We start from the raw sequence: 15227 nt of genomic DNA, 5'->3' as shown, positions 1-15227 counted from the left end.
AAGAGCTGTGGTGTCTCTTTACTTAATTTTATTAAATAAAATCATTTTTACAAAAAAGCAGAGTAAGCCAAATGCCTTACTCTGCTTAAAACATGTAAACTAAAGCAACAATCGATTGCTTATTTTTCTTTATTTTCTTCTGTCAACAACGCTTTACGTGAAACGTTCACACGGCCTTGTTTATCGATTTCCATAACTTTTACAAGTACTTCATCGCCAAGTTTCACAACATCTTCGACATTGTTGACACGTTCATTGGCTAATTGAGAAATGTGAACTAGACCATCTTTTCCTTTGATCAAGTTAACAAATGCACCGAATTTTTCGATACGAACGACTTTACCTAAGTAAACTTGACCAACTTCAACTTCTTTTGTCAACTCTTCAATGATCTTGATCGCTTTTTTGATCATATCTGCATCAGCAGAAGCAATACTTACATTACCTTCTTGATCGATATCAATCTTAACGCCTGTTTCATCGATAATGCCGTTGATTGTTTCTCCGCCTTTACCGATCACATCTTTGATTTTGGCTGGAGCGATTTGGATCATTTCGATCTTAGGTGCATATTTACTTAACTCTGGACGAGGTTCAGCTAATGTTGATGTCAATTCAGCAAGAATTTCCATACGAGCTTTTTTCGCTTGAGTCAATGCTTCTGTTAGGATTTGTTCCGTAATTCCTTGGATTTTGATATCCATTTGTAGTGCTGTGATTCCGTCGCGCGTTCCGGCAACTTTAAAGTCCATGTCTCCTAGATGATCTTCTAAGCCTTGGATATCTGTTAAAATCGTATAGTTTTCGCCATCACTGACAAGTCCCATTGCGATGCCGGCAACTGGTGCTTTGATTGGCACACCAGCATCCATCAAGGCTAAAATACCTGCACAGATACTTGCTTGTGAAGATGAACCATTTGATTCTAAAACCTCTGATACTACACGGATCATGTAAGGGAAATCTGCTTCATCAGGAATAATTTGCGCCATCGCACGTTCACCTAAAGCACCGTGACCGATTTCACGACGACCAGGAGAGCCTGCACGACCTGTTGAACCAACAGAGAATTGCGGGAAATTATAGTGATGGATGAAACGTTTGCTGTCTTCCACTCCTAAACCATCAATGATTTGATGTTCGCCAAGTGGTGCTAATGTCACAACTGACAATGCTTGTGTTTGTCCACGAGTGAATAAGCCAGAGCCGTGAACACGTGGTAAAATACCAACTTCTGAAGCCAATGGACGGATTTCGTCTAATTTACGGCCATCAGGACGGATTTTATCGATCGTAATCAACTCACGAACAACATCTTTTTCTAGATCTTCTGCAATTTGTTTTACTTCTTTAGCTACTTGCGCTTCCTCTTCATGACCAGCAAATTTTTCAGCGTACGCTTCTTTCAATTGATCTTTGATTGCATCGATATTAACTTCACGAGCTAATTTTTCTTCTGTCATCACAGCTTCTTTCATTGGAGCATAATAAGCTGCGAAGATTTCTTTTTTCAAATCAGCATCGACTTGTAATAATTTGATTTCCATTTTTTCTTTACCGACTGCGGCAACGATTTCTTCTTGGAATGCCACTAATTCTTTGATTGCATCAAACCCGAAAAGTAACGCACCAAGCATGTCTTCTTCTGAAACTTCTTTAGCACCACTTTCAACCATGTTGATTGCTTTTTTCGTTCCAGCAACCGTTAACTCGATATCTGTTTTTTCAGACTGTTCAACGGTTGGATTTAATACATATTCTCCATCCACACGACCAACATCAACACCTGCAATTGGTCCGTCAAATGGAATATCTGAAATAGCTAAAGCCAGAGATGAACCAAACATTGCAGCCATTTCTGGTGTACAATCTTGTTCCACGCTCATTACTGTATTGGTGATTTGAACTTCATTACGGAAACCTTCAGCAAACATTGGACGGATCGGACGGTCGATCAAACGAGCTGTTAGTGTTGCACGTTCACTCGGACGACCTTCACGTTTAATAAATCCACCAGGAATTTTCCCTACTGAGTACATTTTTTCTTCATAGTTAACAGTCAATGGAAAGAAATCAAAATCTCTCGCATCTTTTGAAGCGACTGCAGCTGTTAATACTACAGTATCCCCATAACGAACTAATACTGCACCGTTTGCTTGTTTGGCTAATTGACCAATCTCAACTTGTAAAGGGCGTCCGCCCCAAGTTGTTTTAAACACTTGTTTTTCTGTCATGTCTTTGTTCTCCTTTGTTCTTCGGAAAAGTCAGACTACTACTAAACAAATGAAAAGATTCAAAAAAGTTGAGTCCTTTTATTTGGTTAGTAGATTCGATTCAAACTTTCCAAAGAAACTTATTTTTTAGTAATTTAAGGCTACTTTACCTTTGTCGTTTTTGAATAAGCTAAAAAGCGAGGTTCGTTAAGAATCTCGCTTTTCCTTTTTTGATTAACGACGTAATCCTAAACGTTCGATCAATACGCGGTAACGTTGGATGTCAGTCTTACGTAAGTAAGCTAACAAGTTACGACGGTGACCAATTTTTTTCATTAGTCCACGGTAAGAATGATGATCTTTTTTGTGAACGCGAGCGTGTTCATTCAAGTGATTGATATCAGCAGTTAATACAGCAATCTGTACTTCTGGTGAACCAGTATCTCCTTCATGACGAGCGTATTCGCTAATGATTTCGTTTTTCTTTTCTTTTGACATTGCCATGTTTTTCACCTCTTCTTTAATAGTCATCTTCCTACTGAGTAATGCGTTGGTGATTCGCACAACCAAGTAAAAGACGGTATGTTTCCATACATTTATACTTTACAGGAAAGTTGTTTCTTAGTCAATAAGTAGTGATTGATTCTCGTTAAAATACTAAATTAGTTTCTCTTATATCTGCTATATCAAATAAAAAAATGTGTTTTTCAAATTATTATATCGCTGAAGATATGCTTAATGAACGCAATGATTCGTCTACTTTTTCTGCAGCTAGTCGTCCCTCTCGAATTGCCCAAATCACTAAACTTGGGCCTCTTTTAGCATCTCCAGCGACTAAGACACGTTCATTATTCGTTGTGTAGTCATCATAAATTTTATGAACATCGAATGCATCAAATAACGTTGTTTCTGCTCCTAAAAAACCCATTGCCAATAGAACTAAATCGGCCTTTAATGTTTCTTGCGTCCCATCAATTGGCTGAAAGGATTGATTTACTTTGACAACCTCAATAGCGGCAATACTCCCACATTCTGCACCAATAAACCTAGTTGTTGATGTTTGATGTTTGATAATCGAATTTTTGTAAACAGCTAAGGCTTCCTCTTGACCATAACCAGTCCTTTTCGTCATTGGATATTCCGGCCAAGGATTATTGTTGTCACGGCTTATAGGCAATTCTGGGGTAATCTCCAATTGTGTTACTGAAGCAGCTCCTTGACGCACAGCTGAACCGATGCAATCATTTCCAGTGTCTCCACCACCAATAACGATCACATGCTTACCTTCTAGTTCTCGATTTGTTGTTTTTTTACCATATTGTAATACCTCTTTAGTCACCTCAGTCAAATAATCAACAGCTAATTTGACTCCATTAAGCTCACGTCCTTCAATTTCCAGCTCTCTTGGCATACTAGCACCTGTAGCTAAAATCACACGATCAAAACGCGCTTCTAACTCTTCTGGCATAATGTCTCGTCCAATTTCTATATTTGCAATAAACGTTACACCTAGATCAGCCATCAAATCAATGCGACGTTGTACAATGCCTTTGTCTAATTTCATATTGGGAATTCCATACATCAACAGACCTCCGAAACGATCGCTTCGCTCGTAAACAGTCACGTCATGCCCTAACTGATTCAAACGCCATGCAGCCGATAATCCTGCTGGACCACTCCCAATAATTGCGACTTTAAAACCTGTGGACTTGCCTGGATGCCCTGATGCTTTTACCCAATCATTTTCAAACGCTGTATCGATGATAAAGCGTTCGTTATCATGGATAGCAACTCCTTCACCGTTTAAAGATTCCGTACAACTTTTTTCACAAGGGGCCGGGCAGACACGTCCCGTCATTTCAGGCAGTGGATTCGTTTTTGCCAATCGTTCAAATGCTGCCTGATATCTTCCTTGAAAGACTAAATCGTTCCATTCAGGAATTAAATTGTCATTAGGGCAACCAGATACTGCCCTCTTTCCTCCATAAAAAGTTCCTGAATGACAAAATGGAATCCCACAATCCATACAACGTGCAGCTTGTTCTTGTCGATCTTTTTCAGAAAGTGGTATTTGTAATTCCTGCCAATCATAAATTCGTTCGCTAATCTCGCGATAAGGATTTTCTTTCTTTGGATACTTTAAAAAACCAAATGGATCTGCCATATGAATTATCCCTTCCCTTCTTGCGTTACTACGTCTATGCCAACAACTAATTCAAATGCACGAAGCATCAATTCATTACCTTCGTATCCCTCTTCACGGACTTTTTCTGTCATCTTCATCATCTTGTGGTATTCCGTCGGGTATACTTTGACGAAATTCAGCATTTGATTTTCCCAATCATCCAATAGCATTTTTGCTTTTATTGAATCTGTGTAGCGATAGTGTTTTTCAATAAGTTCTTTTAGGTCCTCATCATGCCCACTTTCGCCAATAGAAAATAGCTCAACCATTTCAGTGTTGCATTTTTCTGCAAGTTCCTGTGTTGGATCATAAACATAGGCAACACCACCTGACATTCCTGCACCAAAGTTACGACCTGTTTTTCCTAAGATAACTGCGATACCACCTGTCATATATTCGCAGCCATGATCACCAATGCCTTCAACTACTACATTTGCCCCACTATTTCTGACACAAAAACGCTCACCAGCCATTCCCCGAAAGAATGCTTCTCCACGATTGGCACCAAAACAAGCGACATTTCCGACAATTGGTGATTTTTCACTGTCATAAGCAGCATCTTCTGGTGGAACGATAATAATACGTCCTCCACTTAATCCTTTTGCAACATAATCATTTGCTTCTCCAATTAATCGCAACGACATTCCTTGCGTAATAAACGCACCAAAACTCTGTCCGGCAATCCCTGTATACGTATAATTCAATAACCCAGGTGTGACACTATAATTCCCAAACCGTTCCGCAATCCACCCTCCCATTCGGGCACCAACTGAGCGTTGCACATTATTAATAGTTTTACTTACTTTAATTTTTTGATTCGCTTCAATAGAAGCTTGTGCATAATCATCTAGTAATTGCCATTGCCGTTTTTCTGAAAATGGGTCGGTGACTTTTCTTTCAATTCCTAACGATTTTCCAATCATACGAGAGAAATCTAATGATTTTGCTTTACCTTTTGCAGTAAAACGTGGACGTAAACATTCTCCGTGCCCAATCATTTCTTCAACGGTTTTAAATCCGAGTTCAGCCATCACTTCACGTAAATCTTCCGCTAAGAACATCATAGTATTAATCACGTATTCTGGTTTGCCAGCAAAAAATTTCCGTAGTGCTGGTTTTTGTGTTGCTACACCGACAGGACACGTATTTAAACTACAAACACGCATCATGACACAGCCTACTGCAACAAGAGCTAAAGAGGCAAAACTAAATTCCTCAGCTCCTAGTAACGTCGCAACAGCAATATCTCTACCCGTCATTAATTTCCCATCCGTCTCAAGACTCATACGCTGTCTAAGACCATTCATCATTAGTGTTTGGTGCGCTTCTGCAATTCCCATCTCCCATGGCAGCCCAGCATCTCTAACAGAGTTTCGCGGTGATGCTCCTGTCCCACCATCATAGCCAGAAACAACTACCACATCTGCCCCAGCTTTTACGACGCCTGTAGCGATTGTGCCAACCCCAGTACTAGAAACTAACTTTACATTGATGCGAGCATATGGATTGATTGTTTTTAAGTCATAAATCAATTGCGCCAAATCCTCGATGGAATAAATATCGTGATGCGGCGGCGGTGAAATCAATTGAACGCCTGGAGTTGAGCCACGAATTTCCGCAACCCAAGGGAATGCTTTGTTTGCTGGTAATTGGCCCCCTTCTCCTGGTTTTGCACCTTGTGCCATCTTAATTTGAATTTCTTCTGCACTCATTAAATATTCAGCGTTGACACCAAACCTTCCAGAAGCTACTTGTTTGATTTTACTATTTAAATTGCGTCCATCCGCCAGTGGTTTAAACCGACGCCGATCTTCGCCTCCTTCTCCAGAATTGGACTTCGCGCCAATCCGGTTCATACCTTCTGCGATGCAAGTATGTGCCTCTTCACTTAGAGAGCCAAAAGACATGGCACCTACTTTAAATCGCTTTACAATTTCTTCTGCAGGCTCAACCTCATTAATAGAAATTGCTTCATTCACCTGATTGAAAGACCACATCGCACGCAACGTGGTAGGTGTGGTTACCATATCCGCATTTATCTGATTCGCATATTCTTTGTAAAGCTGATAATCTCCTGAGCGAACGGCACGTTGGAAATTATAAATCGTTTCGGGATTAAATAAATGGTGTTCACCATCTGCTTTGTATTGGTAACTACCACCAGATTTTAGATAATCTTTTGCCTCGGCTCCGAAAGCTTCCTCATATCGCTGAGCATATTCTTGCTCGATTTGTACCAATGAAAGCCCACCGATACGTGTTGCTGTTCCAGTGAAATATTTTTCGACAACGGAAGCAGAAATCCCTACTGCTTCGAATAGCTGTGCACCTTGATATCCAGCAATTGTCGAAATCCCCATCCGCGACATCACCTTTATCAATCCTTTTTCACATGCTTTGCGATAGGTTTCAAGCTGTTTTTTTCGATCAAAATGACGTAAAGTAGCATAGGCTCCATAAGGATGGATTGCACTTGCTCCGTAGCCGATTAACATTGCAAAATGATGCACTTCGCACGCTTCCGCAGTATCAACAACAAGAGACACTGCCGCTCCCTTGCCTTGTTTTACCAGATAATTATGTAACCCAGACACTGCTAATAAGATAGGAATCGGACGCTGTTGCTTGCCCGCTCCTCGATCTGACAAAATAAGAATGGTTGCCCCCTGGTTCACTTTTGTTTCGGCTTCGGAAAAGAAGGTCTCCATCGCACTTTGCAGACTATTTCTATCCTGACTTGTCGCATCATATAAGATAGATTGAACCATTGTTTTTCGATAGTCATCCGATAAGCTCTTTACTTTTTGATATTGTTCTGTACTCAAAATCGGACTATCAATTTTCAATTTACAACAATTCACTTTTTGATCTATACGAATATCTGCATCTTTTCCTAAGAACAATTCCGTTCCGATCACCATTTTTTCACGAATTGCATCAATCGGCGGATTAGTAACTTGTGCAAACTGCTGTTTAAAATACGTAAATAATGACTGCGGTTTATCGCTTAAAATCGCTAATGGCGAATCAAAGCCCATGGATACAACTGGTTCTTCGCCTTTTTCTGCCATTGGCAGCAACAAGGTGCGAATAACTTCATCTGTGTAGCCAAACAATTTCCACATTGCTAATAATTCATCTTCCGAATAGAGTGATTCCTCTTCTTCTTTTTCTAACTGATCAACAGAAATAAGCTGTTGTTGCAACCATTCTTTATATGGATGTTGCTTAGCATAATATGTTTTGATTTCTTCGTTTTTCATAATATTTCCTGTTATCGTATCCACAATAAACATCTCTGCTGGACCCAAAACACCTTTTTTAATCACTGTTGCAGCAGGCAAGTCAACAACACCAGATTCAGAAGCTACCACTACTATCCCATCTGAGGTAATTGAATATCTTGATGGACGTAACCCATTTCTATCCAAAGCAGCCCCTACAAACTTGCCATCGGTGAAGCAAAGTGCTGCTGGACCATCCCAAGGAGCCATAAAGCTAGCGTTGTACTCGTTAAACGCTGTTAATTCTTCTGAAAGTTTTGCTTCTTTAGACCAAGCCTCTGGCACCATCATCATTAAGGCATGCGGAATGTCCCGTCCATTTCTATAAAGATACTCTAAGCAGTTTTCTAGCTTAGCAGAATCCGAATTTTCTTCATCATACACTTCAATCTGATGGCTATGCATCCAATTTTCAGCCCCGCGTAACGTATTGATTTCACCATTGTGCGCCAAAAAGCGGAAAGGCTGGGCGCGGCTCCAGCTAGGAAAAGTGTTTGTAGAAAAACGTGAATGCGTCAAAACAATACTCGTCTGCATATCAGGATCTTGTAAGTCTTTAAAAAACAGTCCTACTTGATACGCGTGCAACATACCTTTGTAAACGATGGTTTGACTTGATAGGCTACAAATAGTCATTTCTTCAGAAGAAAAATTTTTTTCTAACGCTCGACGCAAACGATATAGCTGATCTTCGAATGCTCGTTCTGACAAGATACCTCTTGGCTTTTCAATGAACAATTGCACAAAACTTGGCATTACTTTCTGAGCACCACGCCCACATTGATGAAAAGCATATGGTACTTCTCTAGCCCAAAGAGTATTGAACCCTGATTCAGAAATATCAGCAATAATCGACTGTTGCAATAATTCCCGTTTGTCTTTTTCTTTTGGCAAAAAAAACATGCCTACAGCGTACTGTCCCTTTTCTGGTAATGAAATTTCATTTTTTTGGGCTTCTTTTGCAAAAAAACCGGCTGGCATTGCCATCAATAACCCCGCACCGTCACCTGTATTGGGTTCTGCACCAGTTCCTCCGCGGTGGTTCATCCGCTTTAACATCGTTAACGCATATTCGACCAATTTTCTTGATGCTTGTCCGTCTTTTTGGGCGATAAAGCCCATGCCACAAGCGTCTTTTTCAAATGATGAATCATACATCGTTTGTTGGTTACTTATCATCTTCATATAAAACCCTCTTTTTCTGAATAATCTGAAAATTAAACTTTTGACATAATAATTTAACCTAAATTTTATATTTCGGATTATAGCATATAAATTGCAAATATAAAATTACAAATATAAAGATCTATCCTGATTGTGGATACATTTCTGGTATCAAAGGATCGAAAATGAGCTAGCAAAAATGCCCACATCCAAAAGCTACAAACAAGTCATTCTATTGATGTAGCGAGAGTATGAAGCTAACCAAACTATTTTATCTAACATAAAATTAAAAATAAGCATTCTCCTAAAATTTTTATCCATTTTATTTCAATTTTTCTATGTGAACGTTCTCGTTTTCAGTAAAGTTCACATGCGCGTACTTATCTAGCACATTAATCACGGCATGATTTTTACTTATTTTTAATTGAGTGCTATTGGCTTTTTTTAACTCTATACGGAAGAGGTTTACTATCTTAGGTATTTTGAACTATTTTTAGCATACAAGTTATTCTCATAAGCAGTGACCCGCGACCGACTACTTTAGATTCCTATGACGTCATAATTACATCATTGTATGCTTTAACCATCAATTGCATTACTAGTTAACAAGATCGACTATTGCCAAATTCTTCAATAAAAAAAATTACAAAAAGACACTTTGATTACCACCAAAGTGTCCTTTTTACCATTTAAAGTTATTCATTCAACCGATTGTCATTCGGATATGCCATTATTTTCCAAGAAATTTATGCACTCCAAACCAAGAACAATCAAACTCCCTCTTTTTAATTGATTATATTAGACTAAATTTACAACACTAACTGCTACCAATTTACTCACATCTATCCTTTATATTTAGTATTTATATATTTTTTTAGTATGTGTTATCTAAACTCCACGTTACCGCACCTTTAAATTTTTTACCTTCAGCACCAGTGCTTGACGTAACGACTAATTTAGTATCTGTTAATTTTGTAGCAAAACCATCTTTCATAGCATCTGTTTTGGTTTTTCCTAAAATTTCTACCGCTGATGTGCTACCCGCTTCTAACGCAACATTTTTGCCAACTACAATATTGTTCGGCTCAGCAAGAGTACTAAGATTCCCCTCAATCGGATTTGGTAAAAAGTCGTTTGTATCTGGATCCACTTCACCAATGTCGTAGGCTTGTGGCGCAGTTAACCCAAATGTTAAGTTAGCTGGTAAATTTGTTGCTGCAGCATCTGTAGAAACAAGATTTGATAACGTTGCTGTCACTTTCCATCCTGATGTTGTTACAACTCCCTGATCATCTTCTTCACCTTTTCGGTCATCATTCACGACAATATACTGATCACCCTGTATCGTATTGCTGTATGTAGCAGAATTGCCTACAGCTTTTTGTTTTCCAAAATCGAACTTAGAAGGTGTCCACACCAAAGCTAAATTATCTTTGTATGGACCAGGCCCTGGTTTCACAGGACCGTCTGTATCAAATTGAATTCCTAAATCAGATGTGTCTTTATCAACCTCAGCAGCATTAGCTGGAAGTGCTGCAAACCCTAAAACAGTTGCAGATACGAGTGTTAAAGCAAGTAATTTTTTCAAAATTTATCACCTTTCTTATTGGTGAATAAATTGATAGCAGTTACTATTGTAAATTCAGTCTTCTATTAGCCAAGTAGTTGGATTTGATCTCTCAACAAGATAAATAGATAGATGACTAAACTAATACTAATAAAAGTAATGGCTAAAAATGACCCATTTAACCACAAACTCCTTTTCCTTTTTTTCAGGCGTTTCACTAAAAAAACATCCTTCGAAAAAGTCACTAGAAATATTAGCAATGTTAATATGCTTGTCCCTCCCAAAATATATATCCATAAAAAATTCATATGTTCGATTCCCCTTTTGATAAATCATAAATTCGTTTCATACTGTGGATACCCATAAACAGGATCAATCCAAATATGCCTAATAATAAGATGATAAAAGACTGAACTAATTCACCTGTAGAAGGCAATACACCTCTGTTAGATACTACCTTCAATTCTGGTACATATGTGGCTGGTAATTTTCCTTTATCCGTTATTTGTGCTTCTTCAAACGAAATCGCGGCGTCAGTTCGACTTAATTCTTCTGCATCCGCTTGATAAGGTGTAACTAACCACAGTATGAACAATAGCCCTATACAACATCCAATGATTTTTCTCATTTTATTCACCTCTGAAGTTTAAACTTTTTTCAGCTGTTCATTTTTTCTTCTTTGCTCTCTTTTTTTCTTTTTCTTTTTATTTGTTAACTGTAATTTTTTCCATGCATTTTCCCACTTCTGTCTTCTCATTATCAACCAAGTACTATTGATTCCTGTTAGCACCAGTAGCATGATTGCTAAGACTTTTATCCACTGGGGAGTTACAATACTAAAAGCACTCTCTTCATTAATTGATTTTGCTTGTTCACCGGTGATTGTAAAATCCTTAGTCAAACGCCATTCTTGATAATCATTGTGCATAGTTAGGGTAATCACATAGTCACCTGAAGGGAGGGAATTAGTTCCCCAATCTAATTCAAAATCCACATGACTGTTTGGTGCTAATGAATAATTAGTAACGTCTTTTTTCTTTACGACTGTATTACTACCTTTTTTAGTCATTTCAGCATAGATGGTTAACCCTTCAATTGTTTTTGGTTCTGGATTTTGTATCCTTGCTAAAACCATTTTTTTTCCTCGTTTGATCGACGCCTTTGCATCAATGAGATTCAGGGTCTTACCATTATTGAATTCATCTCCTGATTCTGAAATGATCAGCCCAATGCGATAAGAAAAGTTCGTTGCTACACCATTTTGTTGTTTTTCAGCTTGGTCTAACGCAAAGACAAGGGCACCCATTTTTATACCTTCATACCCTTTTTCCGGTGGTGTGATGGTGATTTTAACTGTTTTTTCTTCAAAATTTCCAATAGTAATCTCTGGTGTCTTTACATGGACCATTTCAGTAATCGGCATGCTCAAACTGCTGTCTTGATCAGATAAATCTATAGTCCCTTTATTACCCGTGATCGCATTTTGACTATAAATTTTGATTTTTACGTTTTCCTTTTTAGTACTTTTAATACGAACTTCAATCTCTTGCGGTTCATTCGGACGCGTTTGTAAGTAAAAAAAGCTTTGTTTTGGATCGACTTGCGTTTTAGGTTGAACCATAGACACTGTATATCCTAAGTTGTCTTTTGCATCTGTAGCTAACACTGGAATCGAATGACCAATACTCACTACAATAAATAAAAGCAAAACATAAAACAGATTCTTTCTTTTCATTCTGATAATTCTCCTAGCTAAATTGATTTCTTTTTTGTAGTTTCACCAAGATTCTAACCTTATAACTTTCCAACTCTTCCTCCGTAATGACCGCTTCTAATTGTGTTAGTTTTTGTTGATAATAGGGCATCCAATAGTCTAAAAAGCTTTTTGCTTGTTGTTCTGCTTCTTCTTTTGTTTTAAATGGACCCAATACCTTTATCGGTTCATCTTTGACCTCAATCACTATTACGTTTGCTTCTGGTTTAAATAGGATATAGATAACAAATAAAAGAGTTCCTACAATTAAAAGATCTACTAAAAAGAATGGCCACAGTCGTGTTAACAATGGTGCTAGTGCCACCATTGACACAATTATTATCATGATTAATTCAACATTTGTTACGATAAGATTCATTCTATTTGTTCGAGTGTCCCATAAAATTATCACAACACTTACTAGCAACAACACATCATAAAGCAGTAGTAGTAATAACATTTCATTTACAGAATATGTCAGAATGAAAAGAAATTGAGCTAGCGCATCCGCTTGTTTGTCAATGTAAAAAGTAATTTCTTTATAGATGTAATCATAAACGCTTAAATAACCACTCCAAATCAAAAGCAGGGTCAGTACTTTAATACTTCCTGAAAGTAGGCTCCGATTTCCTTTCGTTCTGTTTCTCATTGGCATCTCCATTCCTATTTTTACATGTATCATATTATTTATTCATTCGTACATAACATGTATCCCTTAGTACGAATGATCTCAATACTCAAATAATTTTGAACCTTTAACTTCTCTCGAATTAAATGAACCAAGTTGGCTAATCTGGCTTGATAATAAGAACCCGTTTTCCCAAATAGATGTTCTTCTAGTCTCTCGTAACTTACGACATTATTCATTTGTTCAAAAAGTAATGACGTCAACATAAATTCTCTCCTTGTTAATCTTATGATACTATCCTCATATACTAGTATCATTTTGTTAGCATCCAAAGAGAAGTTATATTGATTTTTTTTTATTTCTGCACAGTGTCTCTCTGTGGTACTTTTTTTATAATTCATAGCATTCCGTATCATGTATTTCATTATCGAAAGCTGATGTGGCTGATCAATTATTGTGATAACAGAATGTTTACATAGTTCATAACAAATTTGAGCTATTTGTTCATTTGGTTTACTGTAAACAATCCAAATAAATAGTGGCATTTGATGCTCTAATTCAATCAACCATGACATCATTTCTAACTTTTCTTGATTGGCAACATAAATAACTATTCCATCTAGAGTGGAGAGTATCTCTTCCGTTTCAACAGATACAAGATCATATTCCTTCTCGTTTATGCAAATCGATTCTGTCATCCTCTTGTACATGTCGGGTTCTTCTCCAATCGGCAACAGACCGATTCTTTTTTTCATAATTTTCTCCTCGTACGTCTTTTGTTTTTCCATTTTATGATGCAAAAAATCAATATAGCACCAATAATGAGCCCCACTATTCCTATTAAAAGCGCCTGGTAAGGAAATCTATTTTCTTGCACAACTACAGTATTGACTTGCTTTGCTGCATCTGGACTAATGGCAAAATTTCTATGAAATGTCCACTGATTATCTTTTTTGTCTTCAATAGTCAAAACTAACTGATAGTTTCCTGCAACCAATTGTTCATCATCCCAATCAATAGAAAAATGATAGGTTGATACAGGTGCTAACTGTAAGCCTGAATAGGTTTTTTCGTTGATTTTCTTTCCCGTTTCCTCGTTTTTGATCTCAACGTGGTATGTTAAATGACCATAAGCTTCTCGCACAGGGTTAATAAGATCAATCGCTACACTCGCTTTACCAAAAGCAATTGTCGGTTCAATTTTTTTTACACCAATTTTACGTTGTATTTTTTGGTCACTCTCTGTCAGACGTAGCCCTAAAAGATAACTGTAGGTATTTGCAATTCCTACTTGATTCGTTTGTTTTTTTACTTTGCTAACCTTGATTCCTGCCAATAATTCACCTTTGTATGCTTCTTCTGGCATAGTCAAGGTAATTGGTACTTTTTCCGTTTGTCCTTTTGGAACAGTAATTTTTTTTTCATAGGTCGCAATATGATCTATTGTTAATTCTCTCTGTTTTTCTTCTGTCTCTTTTTTTTCAGAATAATCAATAAAACCTTGATCATTAGTGTATGCTGGATTAATTTCTATAGTATAGGTTTGGTCTTCTACTGATGTATTTGCCACTGCAACCTCAATCGTTTGCTTTTGCCCTGGTTTCATTTGCAAGTCAAAAAATGAGCTATCTGGATTTTTTTGATTTTCTGGCAAGATAGCATATATATGGTAGCCAATTTCTGTCTCACCTGCTTTAGCTGCATCTGCTTGTACCGCAGAATCCCAACCTGCTAACAGATAAAATGAGCATAATACTATCACTAAGAGATAACTGGCTTTCTTCATAGTGCTATCATCCTCACTTCGTTATTGTGCATTGGGTGTATTGTATAGCTTATAGCTGATTGTGCCTTTCAACGTATCGCCTGCAATCAATTCACGATTCAAATCATTAAATGTTATAGTTAAATCTGAAATCGTTGTTTTGATTACACCTGTGTTATTTTGTGCAGTTTTACTAGCCGCAGCTTGCGCAACAATCCCTGTTGCTCCCGTACCCACTAACTCAATTTGATTCATTTTAAAACTTGTTACTTCCATTTTCTCATTTGAACGAGCTAAAATTAAGTAGTTATCTACTACTTGGGCTTTAACAGACCACTCTCGATTGATACGATCATTGAATACATCCAGTGTTTCGTTTGCTTTGGCACTAGCGGTAACGGTTTGCCCTAGCAATTTTGTTTTAAATTGGTAATTTTTTGGTACTGTTTCTAATAAAAGATTTTTTTGATTGGGATCTGTAGGGTCTAAAGGATCTACTCCTGATCCATCATCATTATCAATCACAGTAATCATCGTGGGGGTCTCTTGCGTCTGATTTGTTATTTCTTGCGCACCCCCTATTTCAGCAATTCCCGTGCTGCTCAACAAACCCATTATAGTAAGTACATAAAGTGTGCCTTTTTTTTTGTTCAATATTTATTCCACCT

At 37.6% G+C, this 15227-nt stretch carries 11 protein-coding genes; all 11 read right to left on the bottom strand.

The annotated features are described in order from the left end of the window. Positions 1-119 precede the first annotated feature (119 nt). The 11 genes from pnp to A5819_RS07460 all read right to left on the bottom strand — a co-directional run bounded on the left by pnp (position 120) and on the right by A5819_RS07460 (position 15213). Positions 120-2234 carry a polyribonucleotide nucleotidyltransferase gene (gene pnp, locus A5819_RS07515; RefSeq protein ID WP_086278075.1) on the bottom strand — a complete coding sequence of 705 codons (2115 nt, stop codon included), beginning with the start codon at positions 2232-2234 and terminating at the stop codon, positions 120-122. A 213-nt stretch (positions 2235-2447) separates the two neighbouring features. Beyond that, positions 2448-2717, bottom strand: coding sequence for a 30S ribosomal protein S15 (gene rpsO / locus A5819_RS07510; RefSeq protein ID WP_010770485.1), 270 nt, complete (start codon positions 2715-2717; stop codon positions 2448-2450). Between the two features lie 211 nt (positions 2718-2928). Then, entirely contained in the window at positions 2929-4377 is a 1449-nt protein-coding gene (locus A5819_RS07505) for a glutamate synthase subunit beta (protein WP_086278073.1), read from the bottom strand. Between the two features lie 5 nt (positions 4378-4382). Further along, positions 4383-8867 carry a glutamate synthase large subunit gene (gene gltB, locus A5819_RS07500; RefSeq protein ID WP_086278071.1) on the bottom strand — a complete coding sequence of 1495 codons (4485 nt, stop codon included), beginning with the start codon at positions 8865-8867 and terminating at the stop codon, positions 4383-4385. An 853-nt stretch (positions 8868-9720) separates the two neighbouring features. Next, complete coding sequence (locus A5819_RS07495) at positions 9721-10434, bottom strand: WxL domain-containing protein (RefSeq protein ID WP_086278068.1); 714 nt, start codon at positions 10432-10434, stop codon at positions 9721-9723. Positions 10435-10717: 283 nt separating this feature from the next. Next, positions 10718-11041, bottom strand: coding sequence for a hypothetical protein (locus A5819_RS07485; protein ID WP_086278063.1), 324 nt, complete (start codon positions 11039-11041; stop codon positions 10718-10720). 18 nt (positions 11042-11059) lie between these two features. Then, complete coding sequence (locus A5819_RS07480; RefSeq protein WP_086278061.1) at positions 11060-12148, bottom strand: DUF916 and DUF3324 domain-containing protein; 1089 nt, start codon at positions 12146-12148, stop codon at positions 11060-11062. 13 nt (positions 12149-12161) lie between these two features. Further along, a complete protein-coding gene (locus tag A5819_RS07475; RefSeq protein WP_086278058.1) occupies positions 12162-12815 on the bottom strand; it encodes a hypothetical protein in 654 nt (217 codons plus the stop codon). Positions 12816-12853: 38 nt separating this feature from the next. After that, on the bottom strand, positions 12854-13549 hold the full coding sequence (locus tag A5819_RS07470) for a helix-turn-helix domain-containing protein (RefSeq protein WP_176271381.1): 696 nt from the start codon (positions 13547-13549) through the stop codon (positions 12854-12856). Then, positions 13546-14580, bottom strand: coding sequence for a DUF916 domain-containing protein (locus tag A5819_RS07465; RefSeq protein ID WP_086278054.1), 1035 nt, complete (start codon positions 14578-14580; stop codon positions 13546-13548). The genes A5819_RS07470 and A5819_RS07465 overlap by 4 nt, the downstream gene beginning before the upstream one ends. A 21-nt stretch (positions 14581-14601) precedes the next feature. Beyond that, positions 14602-15213, bottom strand: coding sequence for a hypothetical protein (locus A5819_RS07460; protein ID WP_086278052.1), 612 nt, complete (start codon positions 15211-15213; stop codon positions 14602-14604). Between the last annotated feature and the right edge of the window lie 14 nt (positions 15214-15227).

Source organism: Enterococcus sp. 7E2_DIV0204, assembly GCF_002140855.1.
Classification (GTDB): domain Bacteria; phylum Bacillota; class Bacilli; order Lactobacillales; family Enterococcaceae; genus Enterococcus_L; species Enterococcus_L lemimoniae.
This window is presented reverse-complemented; position numbering and strand designations above follow the sequence as displayed.

Coding starts and splice junctions, on each gene's coding strand:
- pnp (WP_086278075.1), bottom strand. CDS start 2,234: ATGACAGAAAAACAAGTGTTTAAAACAACTTGGGGCGGACGCCCTTTA.
- rpsO (WP_010770485.1), bottom strand. CDS start 2,717: ATGGCAATGTCAAAAGAAAAGAAAAACGAAATCATTAGCGAATACGCT.
- A5819_RS07505 (WP_086278073.1), bottom strand. CDS start 4,377: ATGGCAGATCCATTTGGTTTTTTAAAGTATCCAAAGAAAGAAAATCCT.
- gltB (WP_086278071.1), bottom strand. CDS start 8,867: ATGAAGATGATAAGTAACCAACAAACGATGTATGATTCATCATTTGAA.
- A5819_RS07485 (WP_086278063.1), bottom strand. CDS start 11,041: ATGAGAAAAATCATTGGATGTTGTATAGGGCTATTGTTCATACTGTGG.
- A5819_RS07480 (WP_086278061.1), bottom strand. CDS start 12,148: ATGAAAAGAAAGAATCTGTTTTATGTTTTGCTTTTATTTATTGTAGTG.
- A5819_RS07475 (WP_086278058.1), bottom strand. CDS start 12,815: ATGAGAAACAGAACGAAAGGAAATCGGAGCCTACTTTCAGGAAGTATT.
- A5819_RS07470 (WP_176271381.1), bottom strand. CDS start 13,549: ATGAAAAAAAGAATCGGTCTGTTGCCGATTGGAGAAGAACCCGACATG.
- A5819_RS07465 (WP_086278054.1), bottom strand. CDS start 14,580: ATGAAGAAAGCCAGTTATCTCTTAGTGATAGTATTATGCTCATTTTAT.